Below are 17,497 nucleotides of genomic sequence, written 5' to 3' on the forward strand. Positions count from 1 at the left end.
TCGATAACATGCAACAGGTTTCGGCAAGCAGATGGCGAGGGAAGGGATGGGCGGTGCCCGTCTCCGTGTTGCTGCATCTGGCTGTGGTCGCGATCTTTCTTTTTGAACTGCCCGAACGCATAGCCGAACCGCAGGAGCCGGAAAGCATCAGCGTCGATCTGGTGCCGCCGCCTGAGGAAAAGAAGCCGGAAGAAGCCAAGCCTCCCGCCGCCGAGCAGGCAAAGCAAGAAAAGCCGCAGCCTCCACCGCCGCCGCCCGCTCCGCCGGCAGAGGAGCCGAAACCTTCGCCGCCCTTGCAGGCGACGCTGCCGGCGATCGCCATGCGGCCGGAGGAGACGCAGGCGGACCCAGAGGACAAGCCAGGTAAGGCGGAGGAAGCGGACAAGACCGAGCCTTCCAAGGAGCCTGAAAGCCAGCCTGAAAAGACGGCTGAGGATAAGCCCGCGCCATCTGCCGCCAACGGCGATCTCAAGGCGTCCGCCGAGCAGGGAGAAATTGCGGTTTCACCCGTCAAGCAAGAGGCTGAGCCGGAAAAGGCGCCTGTGCCGCAGGAGAAACCGGCTGACGAAAAACCTGCCGAGGTGGCAAAGGAGAAGCCCGCGAAACTTCCGGCCGCCAAACAATTATTGTCTTCGTCGCTGCTTTCTCCGGCCCAAAGACGCCAGATGTTTGGTGATCTGCCGCCCCGCCGCCGCATTGTTCAGCTTTGCAGCACGGAGGCTCTGGCGCAAATTCAGGGCGCGGGTTTTGCCGCCCGTGGCATGATACCCTATTCGGATACGGGCGGGAGGATATCGGGGAATTCGATTGATGCTTCCGGCGGCGCATTCAACACCGGCAATAGCTGGCACGATGTGTCTTTTCAGTGCGAGGTCGATCTGGATAACTACGCCGTTACGGCCTTCCGGTTTAAAATTGGGAACGCCTTAACACCGGATGAGGCGAAAAAGCGGGGCTTCACCCGATTTCAATGAAGGCTAGTTTTTTAAACTTTCGGTTTGCTGACGAAGGTTTCCGTACGCCACTCCGTCGTCCTCGGGCTTGTCCCGAGGATATGCAACCGACTGATCTCGTAGACGTGTTTAAATCCTTGGGACAAGCCCAAGGATGACTTCCAGTCTGGAAATGTGTCGGTCAGCAGGGCTAGGAGCTTACACCCTCTCCGTATCACCGACCAACAGCCCGATACCCGCCATCAGCGCATCTTCGTCGTAAGGCTTCCTGATAACAGGCACGTTGCCGAAGTCGTCAGGCACCATGCTGGCATCGGCATAGCCGGTGGCGAACAGGAAGGGGATGCCGCGGCGGTGAAGCTCGCGTGCGACGGCGATGGAGGTGTCGGAGCCGAGATTGATGTCGAGGATAGCCACATCCGGCACGTAGCTCTTCAGCTTCTCGATGGCCATTGCCGAGGAGGTCGCGGTTTCGATTGTCTTGATGCCGTTGTCTTCCAGCATGTTCTCCACATCCATGGCGATCAGCATCTGGTCTTCTACGAGCAATATTTTCAACGTTTCCTCCCGGTTGGACCGTCTGGGTTGCGGTACGGTGTCATCCTCCGTCTTCATCTCGGAAGCTGTCATGACTGCTGAGATATGGCGGGAGGGCAGGAGAATTTCCGCCTCCAGCCCATCAGGCAAATACCGGATGGTGCTGCGTCCACCCAGATCGTAGGGGATGCTGCGGCTGATGAGCGCCGTGCCGAACCCAGAGCGTGATGGTGTGGGCAGCTTGGTAGGCAGAGTTTCGCGCCAATGTATCAGGCAATCGCGGTTTTCGTCGACTTCCCAGCGCAGATCCAGTTTTCCGCCGGTCTGCGCAAGCGCGCCGTATTTGGCAGCATTCGTCGCCAGTTCATGCAGTACGAGGGCCATGACGGAAAATGCGCGCGAATCGAGCGTGACCTGTGGTCCGGCAAGATCAACAATAGCCTCGGCTGAACGGTGCGGCGACAATTCGGCGTCCAGCAGGTCGCGCAACGACCCGCCGCCTTCACCGCGAATGATCTGGTCATGGGCAAAGGACAATGCCTGGATACGACCCTTCAGCGCACCGACATATTCCTGCAGCGTTTTACCCTCTTGCGAAGGATTGCCGACCAGCGATTTGATAATGGCGAGAACGTTCTTGACGCGGTGGTTGAGTTCCTCGTTCAGCATGCGCTGGCGCACTTCCGCGCGCTCCCTTTCGCCCGCCATCAGCTCGCTGTGATGAAATGCGACCTCGACCAACGCTATTCTTGCGGCTTCGGCAATTTCCCGGTCCGCATCGGACCATGGCTGCGCCTGCAGGCGCACGGTCTCCTTCCAGATCGCGAAGCTCTTGCGCGGGGTGAGACGATCGCCGAGCGGACCGGTCTCATAGGATTTTTCCGGGTTGCCGGCCCAGTTCAGGTTCTGCACGATCTCCCTGCGGAAAAACAGCAGATAGTCGTTTTTGACCTGTGACAGCGGAATGGCGAGCATTCCTGCTGCGATATCTGCATAAATCTCCGCTTCCGGTATGGCTTGCGAGATGGCATGGGTTGCCCAGACCCTTCCCTCACTGACAGAGGTTACGAAGCGCGCCAGCCTCGGAATGGCATCCGCGGGCGGCGTTGCGCCGTGGCCGTGCCAGTTGTTGTCCACCCAAAGCCCGACGCCGTCGCATGGCATCAGATCTGCAAAATCCTGGAAACTGTCGATCAGCAGTTCCTCGATGTGCGCGTGATGGGCGGCGAGCCGCAGGAAGCGGTCGAGAGCGGCATGGGCGTGGTTGACGGTATCGAGTTTGCGCTTCTGCTTAAGGACCTGCAAATGCATGGAGAAAAACTCTCCAAACATTTCTGCGGCGATCCTGACCGACATCGTCAGAACGCGTGGCGAATAATGGTGGCAGGCGATAAGGCCCCACAGGGCGCCATCGACGATCACCGAAATCGACATGGAGGCACCAACGCCCATATTGCGAAGATATTCGCAATGGATGGGAGAAACGCTGCGCAAATGCGCGAATGACAGATCAAGCGGTTCACCAGACACATCGATGGCGGGCAATACGGGAACTCGTATTCCGCTGGCGTCGGAGATGATGCGCAGTGTGTTTTTAAGATAGAGCGTGCGGGCCTGCTGCGGTATGTCGCTTGCCGGAAAATATTGTCCAAGAAAGCTTTCCAGTTCCGGCTGCTTTGCCTCCGACACGACCTTGCCTGCACCGTCATCCTCGAAACGGTAGATCATCACCCGGTCGTAACCCAAGGTCGCCTTCACCAAGCGGGTTGTTCTCGAAATCAGGCTTTCGACCGTGTCCGCCTCGCGAATGCGGTCCACCATCTTGCGTGCGGTACCAAGCGGCTGGGTCTCGCTCCCTGACGGTTCGAATTCGATGATCGTCGTGGATTTATAGCGGTGGAGCGCAATATCGAAGCTGCGACCATCGCGCAGTTCCATATTGGGCAGCATGGCAGGGCGGGTGGTCCTGCCGGTTACCGTGAGTGCATTGCGAAGGTCATGGACAAGATTTTTACCAAGCACCTCTTCGGCGGTCCTGCCGTTGATATCGCCATCGACGCGCAAAATCTCGCGACAGTTTTCCGAATGTCGCAGGACCATGCGCATGGCGTTGTCGCAAGCGATCAGGCAGCCGTGCGATTGAATATAACCTGGAATGTGGATGGGTTCGCGGTCGCAATTTGTCAGGTCGACATTATAATCAGTGGATGCCATGAACCTATCTCTCGCACCCTCTGCCTGTCTTGCACTGAAAATAATTTAGTCGTCCGCAGACGGGAAAGCCTGAATGGTTCATTCTGATAGTGCCAATCCTTCCCCGTTTTTTGCAACCGTGACGCCGGTATTCCGTTCTATTAAAGGCAGCCGCCATGTCATGGAAGCACGCCTTTTCGCCATCAGTTACAATTCGACATGGTCCAACGTTTGCAGTGCCTAATTTGTTCCGAATTTTCTAAAGGAAATAACGTGCCGCAGAAGAAAATGACCATTACCACCACCCACGGGCAGGGGCTCTACGAATTTACGTCCGAGGCCGAGCGCTTTGTGAAGGAGGCAGGCGTGGACGAAGGCCTTTTGACCGTCTTCGTCAGGCACACATCCTGCTCCCTGCTTATCCAGGAAAATGCCGATCCGGATGTCCGGCGTGATCTGGCGGTATTTTTTTCCCGCCTCGTGCCACCTTCCGACGATGTCTCCATGCGCTGGGTCGTCCACACGCTCGAAGGCCCTGATGACATGCCTGCTCACATCAAATCGGCCCTGACCGCGGTTTCCATCGGAGTACCGATCAGCGATGGCAGGCTTACCCTTGGCACATGGCAGGGCCTTTATCTTTTCGAACATCGCGACCGGCCGCACCGCCGTGAAATCGTTCTGCATATCTCCCCATGATTCCCGTCAAAAGCCCCGACTTTTCCTTTCGTTTTCCCGTTAATGTCTCTGAACGTCTGCTGAACATGCGGTTCTGTCGGCGTTCAGGCGGGCGGGTCTAGGGTCTCGTCAATCGCCGGGGGACGTCCCTGCCGGCGCAGAAACAAACGGAGTGAGTTCATGTTCAGCACCTTCGCAAAAGCCGGCCTGGCTGCCCTCATCGCCCTCGGCGGAATTTCCGTCACCGCTCCAGCTGCCTCGGCTGGCCCGGATGTTCAGCTCAGAGTTCAGGTTCAGGATGGATACGGTCATGACAGAGGCCGCGGCCCGGGCTGGGGTCGTCCCGATCGTCCTGGTCCGGGTTGGGGCCGTCCTGACCGCCCGCGTTACGGTTGCTCGCCGCGGCTTGCGGAGGAAAAGGCTAGCCGCATGGGTCTTCGCCGCGCGCGCGTTGTCGATGTATCGCCGCGCCGTGTCGTGGTTGCAGGCTTCGACCGTCGCGGTCCTGACCGCATCTTCTTCGCCAATGAGCGTGGTTGCCCGGTGATCCGTCGCTAAACGGCTGATATTGATCCGCGGAAATCCCCCGCCCTTCGCGCGGATCAAAAAAAATGCCCCTCGCTTGTCATGACAGGCGGGGGGCGTTTCTTTTTGTGGCCTCTCGGGTGGCGGTTACGCGCAGCCGTTCGGCAAATGCGGGCGGCGGGCAATGCCGCCGCTCCGACTGTTTTATTCGCCCAGGGCGAAGGTGACGTTGACCACCACGCTGTAGCTGTTCTCACCCGAAGCGATCGGCACGCTGTCGGCCTCCTTCGCCATCGAAGCGCGCATCATGGCCTGCGGCACCGGCATGGGGCGCTGCATGTTCTCGCTTATCTGGATCACGCGTCCAAGCTTCACGCCCGCCGCTTCCGTCAGCGTTTTCGCTTTGGCCAGCGCATCGGCAACGGCCTGCTTGCGGGCCTCGGTTACGGTTGCTTCCGGCTTGTCATTGGTGAAGGTAATATCGCCGCCCTGGTTGATACCGAGCTTGACGGAGGTATCGAGTATCTCGCCCAGCTTCTTCAGGTCGCGTACGCGCACGGTCAGTCCGTTGGAAACTTGATAGCCGGTAATTTCCGGTGCAACGTAAACGCCGTCTTTCGGCTCATAATGCTTGTAAAGCGGCTGCACGGAGAAATTGCTCGTCTGCAGGTCGCGGTCTTCGATGGCGGACGCCTTCAGCGATTTCAGAACCTCGGCGAGCGCCTTGGAATTCTCTGTCAGAGCCGCAGCCGCCGTTTCCGCCTGCTTGACGACACTGAATGACAGGATCGCCATATCGGGCGCGATTGCCGACTGGCCTTCGCCGGAAACACTGATGGTTGCTTCGCGCGGAGTGGCATCCTGCGCAAGGGCATTACCGGCAAGCGGCATCATTGCTGCTGCGGTCAATGCACTAAGTGCGAAAAGGCGGGCCTTTGTCGTCGTCATGGTGTTTCCTCGTTGATTGTGTCCCTTTGCAGGGTATTGCCTTAGATTGTGAAGCTAATACGGCAACGGCAGCTTGCGATAGCATCAATGGCTTGTCGGGCCGTAAAAATTACGTTAGAGCGTGACCCACCGGATTCGAACCATTGCGAAGCCGGTGTTTCGGATAATTTTTCCGAAAGGGCCTGTAGCTCAATGGTTAGAGCCGGCGGCTCATAACCGCTTGGTTGGGAGTTCGAGTCTCTCCGGGCCCACCATTTTCCTTATATTTTGAACGAGTTGGTGCGATTCCGTATAGCAAGTCGATACATCATCGATCATTGCGCATTCCTTGGATTTTGCTCATCCAACAAAAAATCCGACCAGCCATTCAGACTGATCGGATTGTTCATTACGGATTTTCAGCTATGGGGTCAGTCGCAGACCCGCATGCTTTCGGTGTGCCAGCCGCCATCATAGGAATTGGGAACGCGGCGGTCTTCGAACCAGCAGCGTGGGCGGGGCGGCGGTGGTGGCTCGTAGTAGCGGGGACCGCTGTTGCCGCCGTTGGCGATTGCGCCGCCGATCAGGCCGCCGATAACGCCTGCAGCCAGTCCGCCGGCAATCGCAGCACCATCATTGTGGCGGCGGTGTTCGCGATAGGGCGGTGGGGGCGGGCCGCCACGATCGTAGCGCGGACGATAGGGATAGTCCTGCGCGGCAGCGGTGCCGTAGGACGCGAAGACGCTGCCGGTGGCAACCAGCGCGGCAAGGGTTGTAAGAATGATCTTTTTCATCGAGGGCTACTCCATAAGCCTGCTTCGGGAGATAGAGGCTCATTATGCCCGCATGATGGCACGGGCCGGCTGAACGGTCCGTGAATATCTCATTTTTGCGATGTTCACATTTTCCACGTTTTTACAGTCTCAGGGCGAAGCTGGTGCGGCGTTCCGACAAAGAAAAAGCCCGGCACTTGGCCGGGCTCTTTTGCTGACGTTTGTCGACTCTATCAGAACTTCACACCAAGGCCGACCTTGACGGTGCTCTGGTCGAAATCGGTGTTGACGCCGAAGATGTCCTTGTCGCCATAGTCATTGTAGCGATATTCAATCCTGCCGAACACATTGTCGGTGAAGGCATAGTCCAGGCCAGCGCCGACGGTGTAACCGTTGAACGTCGTGCTATCCTTTCCGGCGCCAGGCGTTTCGATGAAGCCGCGCGTCGCTGTCCAGCCGGCGGTACCATAGATCAAGGCACGGTCGAAAGCGTAACCGACACGGCCACGAACGGAGCCCTGCCAGTCGGTGCCGATGTTCACGCCGGCATAGTCATTGTCGTTCCAGTTGTAATCGACATCGCCTTCGATACCGAGGACGAAATTATTATCGAACTGGTAATTGTAACCGGCAAAAGCGCCCAGAATGCCGCCATCGAAACTATCCGACGCGACGGGGCCGCCAGCCGAAAAATCGCCGTTCGCCCAGCCTGCGCCGCCTTGAATACCAAGATACGGACCAGACCAGGTAAATACCGGCAGGGTTTCCTGCGCGACCGGAGGCGCCGGGGTTTCGTAGACGGCATCCGCAGCCATCGCGGTGCTGGCGGACAGGGCCAAGAGTGACGTTACGATCAGCGTTTTCATCGTTTTTCTCCCTGAGCTGATTGACTTCTATAACATATATTAGGTGCATTTAATATGGGTTGGAGATCGGCGGTTCTAAGGGGCAGATTGTTCCCTCGAGTTGCCGGCCTTCCTTGCCCAAATCGCGACGTTTTTTACCGCCCCGTCATGCTGTTCTGATGCGGCGAACGCCTTCAACGGCGTTTGGTTCCTTTCGCCGCCTTGTCAAAGCGACGGGAGAGGGGTCACGCTTGGTTGTCTTGACAGCGGGGGGCACGACCATAGAGTTGTGGCTGTCTGCGGCAACGCCGGTGCTTCGGCACCTGGATAGGGCTGATGTTGCGGGCAGGAATGGGCAAGGGAGGACAGGATCGCATGCGGGTTAGTTTTCATGGGGGAGGGGCGACGTGATTGTCGGAGCCGTTCTCAGTGCCATTCTTCTTCTCACCCTCATCGCGTTTCCGCGGCACCTCAAACCGGTCGTCATCTGCCTGCTGTTGATCTGGGGAACCACTGCCGCCTTTGTCATTTACGACTGGCAGCGCGGTAGCCAGCGGCTCGACCATGTGATTGCGACGGCTAGCTTCGATGCGGCGTGCACGGATGCGGCATTGCCGATCCGCGTCAGCTTCCGCAACGACAATAATGTTGCCGTGCAGCGCCTGACCTATACGCTTGAAGGGTTCGAGCCTGCCTTCCGCGCCTCCGTCGCCTTCGATCCCTATCAGGTGAGTGAAAGGCGGATCGAGGCCGGGGAGACCTTTGCCGCGTGCCGCTCTTTCCGACTGCGCAACAATGAAACGGTAGATCCGCAACGGCTGGAATGGCGCGTCACCATCGTTTCTGCGGAATTCGATTGAACGGCTGTCGCTGCTTCCGACCCTCACGGTTTCTTGAACATTTTCGTGCTGTCGCCTGAACCCCTTGTTTCGCAAGGGGTTCGTAAAGGTGCCCGCGTCGTTGCCGGCCACGCCGAGGCCGCTTTCGCCGCTGCGGGACTTGTTTTCGCCGATTTGCAATGCCACCTGCCCACCCGTCCGATGAATGTTGCGGGTTTAGGTTTTGCGTATAGTTCTGAAGTTTCTGAAAATTGCCGCCATTGGCCTGGTGGCTCTGCCGGTTCTGGCCGGCGCGCATATGGGCATTGGCCAGCTGACCGGAAATTTTCACGAGGTCATCCCCGGCGAACTTTATCGTTCGGCCCAGCCGAGCGGTAAGGACATCACGGCCTATGCCAAGGCCTACGGCATCAAGACGATCATCAATCTGCGCGATGAAAAGCGTGAAGGCTGGTATGACGCCGAAAGCCAGGCAGCGAAAAACAACGGTGTCCGGCTTGTCGATTATCCGCTGAGTTCAAGCGAGAAGGTCTCGGTGGAGGAAGCGGAAACGCTCGTCGCCGTGCTGCGCAACGCTGAAAAACCGATCCTCATCCATTGCGAACACGGCGCCAACCGAACCGGGCTCGCCTCCGCGATCTATGTGAGCGCCGTTGCCGGCAAAAGCGAGGCTGCCGCCGAGTTCCAGCTTTCACCCTATTACGGACATGTGCCGATCCCGGGTATCGGCCGTTATGAAATGTACCAGTCCTGGGATGATTTCGAGGAAACTATCGGATTTTGAGGCGCCTCTATATGCCGACACCCCGGATTTGATCCGGGGTGTCGGCATGATCACGTCCGGTATGACGGAGCGTGTCAGATGCTTCATTCTTGCAGCGGCCTCAATAGGAGCCGCCGCCTTCCTTGATCACTTTCGTCAAACTTCCCGTTGCCGGAAATAGCGGGATCAGGCAGGCCTGAAGCGCGTGGTAGATGTCGCCCTTGCCGGGGAAAAGCGTGTTGGCTGGAATCAGATTTTCCGTCAGCTCCTCGTGCCAGCCGCCATTGTCGTGGTCGATGAAATTGTCGGCGATCGTGCTCCAGATGCGGCGGTAGCTGTCTTCGTAAAATTCGTCCGCCGGCAGATTTTCGTTGAGGAAGTGGGCTGCACCCGCCGCCTCGCACATGGGCCACCAGAGCTTTGCCGTCTTGTCGGGATTGTCGTGCCAGTCGAGCGTATAAAAGAAGCCGCCTTTTTCGCGGTCCCAGCCAAGCGCCATGGATTGCACGAAGAGCGATTTTGCCGCCACCGGCATCCAGTCATGGCGGCGTTCGCCCAGCACCCACAATTGCAGGATGAGGCGCGCCCATTCCAGCCAGTGGCCGGGAGTGGAGCCGGAGGGGCGGAACATTTCGTTGCCACGATACTCCTTGTCGAGTGTCCAGTTCTCGTCAAAATGTTCCGGCACGCGGAAATCCAGCTCACCGGCGCGGCGGCGGATGACGAGATCGGCGATGCGTTCGGCCTTTGTCAGGTAATGGCTGTCGCCGGTCGCCTCGTAGGCGGCCATCAGCGCTTCGGTCAGATGCATGTTGGAATTCTGGCCGCGATAATTGTCGATGGGTGACCAGTCGCGGTTGAATTCCTCGGCGATAGCGCCGTGTTTTTCTTCCCAGAAACGCGTTTCCAGAACCTCGGTGATGTCGGCCAACATCTTGTCAGCAAGCGGGTGGCCGACAGTTTTGGCGGAGGAAGCGGCCAGAAGCACGAAGGCGTGGCCATAACCCTGTTTGGTGGCGTCCACCGGGCCGCCATCGTTGACCTGCCAGAAATAACCGCCGTGCTCGCTGTCACGATGATTGTTCCAGAGGTAGGTCATGCCGTGGTCGACAATATCGCCGCAGCCCGGCCGTCCGAGCAGGTGGCCGATGGAGAAGCAATGCACCATGCGTGCGGAGGCATGGATGCCGCGCACGGGGTCGTTTTTCTGCAGCGGCGCACCCTTGGCGTCGAGATCGAAGAAGCCACCGGCCGGATTGACGGCGCGGTACTGGAAGAAGTCGAAAAGCCCATCGGCCTGTTTGACCAGCCACTGGCGATGCCATGGCAAGGTGTTCCAGTTCCGGTTGTTGTGGTCGTCCTCGGGCATTTCGTCCTCCATGCGGTTTGCTGCTTCGGCTTATATCCTTGCTGCATAAACCTGTCATCTGTCAGTGAAATTTCGTAGTCTGCCGCAACGACGCAAAGCCATACCTATACCTTGAAGATATATTGACATAAACATATCTTTATGTGACTTGACGGCTTGCGATCTTGCAAATCGAAATGAGGAGTGCGCCGGTGTTTGACGATCTGTTCGGCCCTGAAGGGGCAAAGCGCGACGGCGCGGAAATTTTGCGCGCGCTGCGCCAGGCCGCCAGCGAACGTATCCTCATTCTCGATGGCGCAATGGGCACGCAGATTCAAGGGCTGGGGTTTGATGAAGATCATTTTCGCGGTGATCGTTTTATCGGCTGCGCCTGTCACCAGCAGGGCAATAACGACCTTCTGATCCTGACCCAGCCGGATGCCATCGAAGAAATCCATTATCGCTATGCGATGGCGGGCGCGGATATTCTCGAAACCAACACGTTTTCGTCGACGCGCATCGCGCAGGCGGACTACGAGATGGAAAACGCCGTCTACGATCTCAACCGCGAAGGGGCGCAGATCGTCCGCCGTGCTGCCCAGCGAGCTGAACGCGAAGATGGCCGCCGCCGCTTCGTTGCGGGCGCTATCGGTCCGACCAACCGCACCGCCTCGATTTCGCCTGATGTCAACAATCCTGGTTACCGTGCCGTCAGTTTCGACGATCTGCGCATCGCTTATGGCGAGCAGATCGACGGGCTGATCGATGGCGGCGCGGATATCATCCTCATCGAGACGATCTTCGATACGCTGAACGCCAAGGCCGCAATCTTCGCCTGTGAGGAGCGCTTCGAGGCCAAGGGCATCCGTCTGCCGGTGATGATATCAGGCACGATCACGGACCTTTCCGGCCGCACGCTGTCCGGCCAGACGCCGTCTGCTTTCTGGAACTCGGTGCGACACGCCAACCCCTTCACCATCGGCCTCAACTGCGCTCTTGGTGCAGATGCCATGCGTCCGCATCTGCAGGAGCTTTCGGATGTGGCCGACACCTTCGTCTGCGCCTATCCGAATGCCGGCCTGCCGAACGAATTCGGGCAATATGACGAAACACCCGAGATGATGGCGCGCCAGGTACAGGGTTTTGCCCGCGACGGTCTTGTCAACATCGTCGGCGGTTGCTGCGGCTCGACGCCCGAGCATATCCGGGCGATTGCCGAAGCCGTCAAGGATTACAAGCCGCGCCCCATTCCCGAGCACAAGCCCTTCATGTCGCTTTCGGGTCTCGAACCCTTCGTGCTGACCAAGGACATTCCCTTCGTCAACGTGGGCGAACGTACCAACGTCACCGGCTCGGCCCGCTTCCGCAAGCTGATCACCGCCGGCGATTACACGGCGGCGCTGGCTGTCGCCCGCGATCAGGTGGAAAACGGTGCGCAGATCATCGACATCAACATGGATGAGGGCCTGATCGACTCGCAAAAGGCGATGGTGGAGTTCCTGAACCTCATTGCCGCCGAGCCTGATATTGCCCGCGTGCCTGTGATGATCGACTCATCCAAGTTCGAAATCATCGAAGCCGGTCTGAAATGCGTGCAGGGCAAATCGATCGTCAATTCGATTTCGCTGAAGGAAGGCGAGGAGAAGTTTCTCCAGCAGGCGCGGCTCGTCCACAATTACGGTGCTGCGGTCGTGGTCATGGCATTTGACGAGGTCGGGCAGGCGGATACCTATCAGCGCAAGGTGGAAATCTGCACGCGCGCCTACAAGCTTTTGACCGAAAAGGCGGGCCTGTCGCCGGAAGACATCATCTTCGATCCAAACGTGTTTGCGGTGGCCACGGGTATCGAGGAGCACAATAATTACGGCGTGGACTTCATTGAAGCCACCAAGACTATCCGCGAAACCATGCCGCTGACGCATATTTCCGGTGGCGTTTCCAACCTCTCCTTCTCCTTCCGCGGCAATGAGCCGGTGCGTGAGGCGATGCATGCCGTGTTCCTCTACCACGCCATCCAGGTCGGCATGGATATGGGCATCGTCAATGCCGGACAGCTTGCGGTTTACGACAACATCGATGCGGAATTGCGCGAGGCCTGCGAAGATGTGGTGCTGAACCGCCGCGACGACGCAACGGAGCGGCTGCTTGACGTGGCGGAGCGTTTCCGCGGCACGGGTGAAAAACAGGCGAAGGTGCAGGATCTTTCCTGGCGCGAGCTTTCCGTCGAAAAGCGGCTGCAACACGCGCTGGTCAACGGCATTACCGAATTCATCGAAGCCGATACGGAAGAGGCGCGCCAGCAGGCCGCCCGCCCGCTGCACGTTATCGAAGGGCCGCTGATGGCGGGCATGAACGTGGTCGGTGACCTGTTCGGCTCTGGAAAGATGTTTCTGCCGCAGGTGGTTAAATCCGCCCGCGTGATGAAGCAGGCCGTCGCCGTTCTGCTTCCTTACATGGAAGAGGAAAAGCGCCTGAATGGCGGTGAACAGAACAAGGCCGCCGGCAAGGTGCTGATGGCGACCGTGAAGGGTGATGTGCACGATATCGGCAAGAATATCGTCGGCGTCGTTCTTGCCTGCAACAATTACGAGATCATCGATCTCGGCGTGATGGTGCCGACGACGAAGATCCTTGAAACGGCGATTGCCGAAAAGGTCGATGTGATCGGTCTTTCCGGTCTCATCACGCCGTCGCTTGATGAAATGGTGCATGTGGCGGCGGAAATGGAGCGGCAGGGTTTCAACATCCCGCTGCTGATCGGCGGCGCAACAACGAGCCGCGTGCATACGGCGGTGAAAATCCATCCGCGTTACGAACAGGGCCAGGCGATCTATGTCACCGATGCCTCGCGTGCGGTGGGCGTCGTCTCCGCACTTCTCTCCGCCGAGCAGAAGCCAGCCTATATCGACGGCATCCGGGCTGAATATGCCAAGGTGGCGGAGGCGCATGCCCGCAATGAGCGCGAAAAGCAGCGTCTACCGCTTTCCCGCGCCCGCGAGAATGCGCACAAGATCGACTGGTCGACCTATAGTGTCGTGAAGCCGCAATTCTTCGGCACCAAGGTGTTCGAGACCTATGACCTTGAGGAACTGTCCCGTTACATCGACTGGACGCCGTTCTTCCAGACCTGGGAGCTGAAGGGTCGTTATCCCGCTATCCTTGAAGACGAGAAACAGGGCGAGGCCGCGCGGCAGCTTTATGCCGATGCGCAGGCGATGCTGAAGAAGATCATCGAGGAAAAATGGTTCCGGCCGCGGGCTGTTATCGGCTTCTGGCCCGCCAATGCGGTGGGAGACGACATCAGGCTGTTTACGGATGAAAACCGTTCCGAAGAACTGGCGACCTTCTTCACGCTGCGCCAGCAGCTTTCCAAGCGTGACGGACGCCCCAATGTGGCGCTTTCCGATTTCGTCGCGCCCGTCGATAGCGGCGTTGCCGATTATGTCGGCGGCTTCGTCGTCACGGCGGGTATCGAGGAGGTGGCGATTGCTGAACGCTTCGAGCGGGCCAATGACGATTATTCGTCGATTCTCGTCAAGGCGCTGGCCGACCGTTTTGCGGAAGCCTTTGCCGAACGTATGCATGAGCGGGTGCGCAAGGAATTCTGGGGTTATGCGCCCGAAGAAGCTCTTGCCGGCGATGAGCTGATCGGCGAGGCCTATGCCGGTATCCGCCCTGCGCCGGGTTATCCGGCCCAGCCTGATCATACCGAAAAGAAAACCCTGTTCTCCCTGCTCGACGCCACCAACGCGGCGGGCGTGGAGCTGACGGAGAGTTATGCCATGTGGCCCGGCTCCTCCGTCTCCGGCCTCTATATCGGCCATCCCGAGAGCTATTATTTCGGTGTTGCCAAGGTGGAACGCGATCAGGTGCTGGACTATGCGCGTCGCAAGGACATGCCGTTGGTAGAGGTAGAGCGCTGGCTCGGACCGGTGCTCAACTACGTACCGGTAAACGGTGCCGAGGAAATCGACAGCGCGGCCTGACGTTTCGGCCGCCGTTGTTGCAGTAAAAAGCGCGGGTCCTGCCCGCGCTTTTTTGTGTCGTCGTTGGGCTTACGACCTTAAGGCCGCCAGTTCCTCTATGCCGACATGGCTTTCGATCTCGCTGCCGCGCAGATAGAGGTAAACGCCGATGCAGAAGGCGAGGACGGCGATGAACACCAGATACCACGCATGCGCCATTGGATTGACGGCCAGCGCCATCGTTACGCCAATCGGTGTCAGCCCGCCGAAGATGGCATAGGAGACGTTGTAGGCGAAGGAGAGGCCCGAGAAGCGGACCGAGGCCGGGAAGGCGCGCACCATGACATAAGGCACTGCACCCGCCATGCCGACCGACAGGCCCATGACGCCGTAAAGCACGAACATGGTTTCTAGCGATGTGCCGGCATAGCTGTAGAAAGTGAAGGTGGCGATGCCGAAGAAGATGCTGGCGGCCATGAAGAAAATGCCGGAGCCGACACGATCGATCAATGCGCCGGCGATGATGACGCCGAAGATGAGGAACAGCGTGCCGAAGCTGGTGCCTGCCAGCGCCTGCGTCGGTGTGTAGCCATAGAGCTTCTGCAGGAAGGTTGCCGTCATCAGCGTGGTAACGACGATGGCTGCGGACAGAACCCAGGTCAGTAGCGCGGAAATGATCACGCCGCGCATATGGTGCTTCAGCACGAGGCCAAGCGGAAGCTTGTCCGTCAGCGACTTCGACTTTTTCATCTCCATGAAGATCGGAGTCTCTTCCAGCCAGCGGCGCAGATAGACGGCAATCAGGCCGAATATGCCGCCGAGCAGGAAGGGAATGCGCCATGCATAGGCCGCCACATCTTCTGCCGAGAAGAGGGAATTGATGGCAAAGGCAATCAGCGAACCGAGCATGATGCCGAAAGAGAGGCCGGACGTCAGAAAACCGCAGGCGAGCCCGACGCGGCGAAAGGGCACGTGCTCCGCAACGAAGGTCCAGGCACCCGGCACTTCGCCGCCGATGGCCGCGCCCTGCAGCATGCGCAGGACGATGAGCAGGATGGGGGCCGCAACGCCGATGGTGGCATAGGTCGGCATCAGCGCCATGCCGAGCGTCGAAAGCGCCATGAGCAGGATGGAGAAGGCGAAGACGCGTTTGCGGCCATAACGATCGCCATAATGCGCGAGAACGATGCCGCCCAGCGGCCGCACCAGATAACCGGCGGCGAAGATGCCGAAGGTCTGGATCATCACCAGCCAATCGGGCATTTCCGGCGGGAAGAACAGATGGCCGATGACGGTGGCGAAAAACACGAAAATGATGAAATCGTAGAACTCCAGCGCGCCGCCGAGGGCCGAGAGGCCGAGAGTTCTGTAGTCCTGCCTGTTCAGGGGCCGGGCAGCTGCCGGTGTGGTGGTGGGAGACATAAGCCTGCTTCTTTTTCTACTTCACATGTTGCTAATGGGCATGCGGCAAGCGATGCGCGATTTCAAGCCTTATCAGCTCCTAATCGCTCATGAATTTTGATGGACGATCAAGAAAGCGCCGCAGGAAACTGATGTTTTCCAGCTCGTCATAAAGACGCTCGGTGATGCCGCTCTCGTCGAAGTAATAAATCGTCGCTTCGGGAATGGCTAAGAGCACCGGCGAATGGGTTGCGATGATCAACTGCCCACCACTATCTGCCGTGTGACGGACGAGGGCTGCAAGCTCCAGCTGCTTTTGCGGTGAAAGAGGACTTTCCGGTTCATCGAGAAAATAAAGGCCGGCGCCGTGCAGGCGCTGCTGCATGATATCGAGAAATCCCTCGCCATGCGAACGCCGGTCTATGACGTTGCTTCTGACGATATGCCTGAAAGTGTCCGGCGTTTCCTCGGGAAAATCTTCGCCTCTTTTCAGGGCTTTTTCCCGCTCCCAGCGAAAGTCATCCAGGGTCTCTTCATTCTGCTTGCGGATGTAGCCAAGCACATCTTCGGCGCGCATGAACATGCGGATTTTCGGGTATTTCTTGCGGGCGAAATAGAATGCCTTCGCCACGGTTTCCGCATGCTGAAGATAGAGGTCGCCGGCAACCTGTCCATGATTGCCGATGGCATAGGCCGTCATTCCGGCCGCCAGCCCTTCCAGCAGCGTGGATTTGCCGGAGCCGTTATTGCCCGCGAAAAAGGTGATCGGCGTCTTGAATTCGAGGCGTTCCAGCTGGCGCAGCGCCGGAACGGTAAAGGGGTATTCGTCCCTTCGGTCCGGAGTTTGCTTCATGGTCACGCTGTCGAGAAACAGCATTTTCAATCCTCTTTATCGATGCTTCTTTTTCTGTGCGTCCGTTTGCGGCGGAAGAGGAGTATATTATATTGGTGTATATTATAAGTATCAAAATTACATCTGTGTATTTTAAAAGTAATTAAATGAATAGTTATCGATTAAATTTTATATTAAGGCGATTGTAGAAATATATCCCGATATTTTTGTATTGCGGGGAAGATATGAATCAGATTGCGCTGGTTTACGTCGCCATGATATTTTTGTTCGCGTCTGCTGTGGATGCCGATGCCAAGCGTTTTCGGTTTTTTGCGGCGCCTGGCTTCAGTCGCGGTGAGACGATCGACAGGGTCTACGACTTGCCCAATCAAACGACTTTCGTGGTGGAAGGGAAGTTCTTTGACCTCGGCTATCTGAACAGCAGTAGTGGCAACGCTTATGTTCTTTATAATGGCGACCAATACGTGAAGTTGGACGAGGTGGGCCTTAAGGGCATTTCCAGTATGCTTGGATTTGACCCTACCGTCGAGGACCGCAAAAAACGTGCGGCGGCTTCGGAGGCGGCTGAGCCTATAGGGAGACTGATAGGTGGGTTTGTGCTGCTCGTGGGCCTGTTCGTGCTCCTGCGCAGGGGTATTCGCTGGTACTATCGGTCGGGTAGCAGAAACGCTCGTCTCGAGCGGGAAGATATCGAGGCGGTCGTCGAATTACCGGAACCCCGTCCGCCAACCATACGTCAGCAACGTGCGGCAGTTACCCAGGATTATACGCCCGCTCTCAATGAGGTTGCACCGCCGACCAGAAGACCGGAGGCCGCGCCGAATCGCGCGGGGATGGCAGTCCGGCCGTTCGGACGCAGGAATGCCTGATGCCGTCTAGACAAACGGCATTTTCCGG

Annotated in this window: 14 protein-coding genes and 1 tRNA gene; 8 read left to right on the top strand and 7 right to left on the bottom strand. The window is 58.1% G+C overall.

Annotated features, from left to right (window positions below; translation table 11 throughout):
- The first annotated feature begins 53 nt into the window (after window positions 1-53).
- On the top strand, window positions 54-974 hold the full coding sequence (locus FB593_RS14035) for a DUF930 domain-containing protein (RefSeq protein WP_038491710.1): 921 nt from the start codon (window positions 54-56) through the stop codon (window positions 972-974).
- A 177-nt stretch (window positions 975-1,151) separates the two neighbouring features.
- Here FB593_RS14035 and FB593_RS14040 read toward each other — a convergent pair whose 3' ends face one another.
- Window positions 1,152-3,704 carry an HWE histidine kinase domain-containing protein gene (locus tag FB593_RS14040; protein ID WP_003513355.1) on the bottom strand — a complete coding sequence of 851 codons (2,553 nt, stop codon included), beginning with the start codon at window positions 3,702-3,704 and terminating at the stop codon, window positions 1,152-1,154.
- Window positions 3,705-3,956: 252 nt separating this feature from the next.
- Between FB593_RS14040 and FB593_RS14045 the strand changes: the two genes are divergently transcribed.
- On the top strand, window positions 3,957-4,382 hold the full coding sequence (locus FB593_RS14045; RefSeq protein WP_026330776.1) for a secondary thiamine-phosphate synthase enzyme YjbQ: 426 nt from the start codon (window positions 3,957-3,959) through the stop codon (window positions 4,380-4,382).
- A 159-nt stretch (window positions 4,383-4,541) separates the two neighbouring features.
- On the top strand, window positions 4,542-4,919 hold the full coding sequence (locus tag FB593_RS14050) for a hypothetical protein (protein WP_003513350.1): 378 nt from the start codon (window positions 4,542-4,544) through the stop codon (window positions 4,917-4,919).
- Between the two features lie 171 nt (window positions 4,920-5,090).
- On the opposite strand, the gene FB593_RS14055 is transcribed toward FB593_RS14050, so the two are convergent.
- Window positions 5,091-5,834, bottom strand: a complete 744-nt coding sequence (locus tag FB593_RS14055) for an SIMPL domain-containing protein (protein WP_112154043.1) — start codon at window positions 5,832-5,834, stop codon at window positions 5,091-5,093.
- Between the two features lie 178 nt (window positions 5,835-6,012).
- Here FB593_RS14055 and FB593_RS14060 point away from each other — a divergent pair.
- Window positions 6,013-6,088 (top strand) — tRNA-Ile (locus FB593_RS14060).
- A gap of 156 nt (window positions 6,089-6,244) precedes the next feature.
- On the opposite strand, the gene FB593_RS14065 is transcribed toward FB593_RS14060, so the two are convergent.
- Together FB593_RS14065 and FB593_RS14070 are read right to left on the bottom strand one after the other, a co-directional pair.
- The gene (locus FB593_RS14065) at window positions 6,245-6,607 is read right to left on the bottom strand and encodes a hypothetical protein (RefSeq protein WP_003513347.1); all 363 of its coding nucleotides are present in this window, start codon (window positions 6,605-6,607) and stop codon (window positions 6,245-6,247) included.
- A gap of 212 nt (window positions 6,608-6,819) precedes the next feature.
- Window positions 6,820-7,452: an outer membrane protein gene (locus FB593_RS14070; protein ID WP_003513345.1), complete on the bottom strand. Its 633-nt coding sequence runs from the start codon at window positions 7,450-7,452 to the stop codon at window positions 6,820-6,822.
- Between the two features lie 386 nt (window positions 7,453-7,838).
- On the opposite strand from FB593_RS14070, the gene FB593_RS14075 reads away from it, so the two are divergent.
- Both FB593_RS14075 and FB593_RS14080 read left to right on the top strand, forming a co-directional pair.
- Complete coding sequence (locus FB593_RS14075) at window positions 7,839-8,291, top strand: hypothetical protein (RefSeq protein WP_003513344.1); 453 nt, start codon at window positions 7,839-7,841, stop codon at window positions 8,289-8,291.
- A gap of 202 nt (window positions 8,292-8,493) precedes the next feature.
- On the top strand, window positions 8,494-9,054 hold the full coding sequence (locus tag FB593_RS14080) for a dual specificity protein phosphatase family protein (RefSeq protein ID WP_003513343.1): 561 nt from the start codon (window positions 8,494-8,496) through the stop codon (window positions 9,052-9,054).
- Between the two features lie 100 nt (window positions 9,055-9,154).
- On the opposite strand, the gene FB593_RS14085 is transcribed toward FB593_RS14080, so the two are convergent.
- On the bottom strand, window positions 9,155-10,414 hold the full coding sequence (locus tag FB593_RS14085; protein WP_186447921.1) for an AGE family epimerase/isomerase: 1,260 nt from the start codon (window positions 10,412-10,414) through the stop codon (window positions 9,155-9,157).
- A gap of 179 nt (window positions 10,415-10,593) precedes the next feature.
- On the opposite strand from FB593_RS14085, the gene metH reads away from it, so the two are divergent.
- Window positions 10,594-14,367, top strand: a complete 3,774-nt coding sequence (gene metH, locus FB593_RS14090; RefSeq protein WP_019565253.1) for a methionine synthase — start codon at window positions 10,594-10,596, stop codon at window positions 14,365-14,367.
- A gap of 69 nt (window positions 14,368-14,436) precedes the next feature.
- Here the strand turns inward: metH and FB593_RS14095 are convergent, their stop codons facing one another.
- Together FB593_RS14095 and FB593_RS14100 are read right to left on the bottom strand one after the other, a co-directional pair.
- Window positions 14,437-15,768, bottom strand: coding sequence for an MFS transporter (locus tag FB593_RS14095; protein WP_113472943.1), 1,332 nt, complete (start codon window positions 15,766-15,768; stop codon window positions 14,437-14,439).
- 79 nt (window positions 15,769-15,847) lie between these two features.
- The gene (locus tag FB593_RS14100; RefSeq protein WP_112752133.1) at window positions 15,848-16,624 is read right to left on the bottom strand and encodes an AAA family ATPase; all 777 of its coding nucleotides are present in this window, start codon (window positions 16,622-16,624) and stop codon (window positions 15,848-15,850) included.
- A 200-nt stretch (window positions 16,625-16,824) separates the two neighbouring features.
- Here FB593_RS14100 and FB593_RS14105 point away from each other — a divergent pair, with 200 nt between their 5' ends.
- The gene (locus FB593_RS14105; RefSeq protein WP_035198630.1) at window positions 16,825-17,469 is read left to right on the top strand and encodes a hypothetical protein; all 645 of its coding nucleotides are present in this window, start codon (window positions 16,825-16,827) and stop codon (window positions 17,467-17,469) included.
- Window positions 17,470-17,497 lie beyond the last annotated feature (28 nt).

The sequence above is a fragment of the Rhizobium sp. SJZ105 genome, from assembly GCF_007828365.1.
Taxonomy (GTDB): domain Bacteria; phylum Pseudomonadota; class Alphaproteobacteria; order Rhizobiales; family Rhizobiaceae; genus Agrobacterium; species Agrobacterium tumefaciens.

Excerpts from the sequence above, each read along its gene's own strand:
- FB593_RS14040 (WP_003513355.1), bottom strand. The coding sequence starts at position 3,704 with ATGGCATCCACTGATTATAATGTCGACCTGACAAATTGCGACCGCGAA.
- FB593_RS14050 (WP_003513350.1), top strand. The coding sequence starts at position 4,542 with ATGTTCAGCACCTTCGCAAAAGCCGGCCTGGCTGCCCTCATCGCCCTC.
- FB593_RS14055 (WP_112154043.1), bottom strand. The coding sequence starts at position 5,834 with ATGACGACGACAAAGGCCCGCCTTTTCGCACTTAGTGCATTGACCGCA.
- FB593_RS14065 (WP_003513347.1), bottom strand. The coding sequence starts at position 6,607 with ATGAAAAAGATCATTCTTACAACCCTTGCCGCGCTGGTTGCCACCGGC.
- FB593_RS14070 (WP_003513345.1), bottom strand. The coding sequence starts at position 7,452 with ATGAAAACGCTGATCGTAACGTCACTCTTGGCCCTGTCCGCCAGCACC.
- FB593_RS14085 (WP_186447921.1), bottom strand. The coding sequence starts at position 10,414 with ATGGAGGACGAAATGCCCGAGGACGACCACAACAACCGGAACTGGAAC.
- FB593_RS14095 (WP_113472943.1), bottom strand. The coding sequence starts at position 15,768 with ATGTCTCCCACCACCACACCGGCAGCTGCCCGGCCCCTGAACAGGCAG.
- FB593_RS14100 (WP_112752133.1), bottom strand. The coding sequence starts at position 16,624 with ATGCTGTTTCTCGACAGCGTGACCATGAAGCAAACTCCGGACCGAAGG.
- FB593_RS14105 (WP_035198630.1), top strand. The coding sequence starts at position 16,825 with ATGAATCAGATTGCGCTGGTTTACGTCGCCATGATATTTTTGTTCGCG.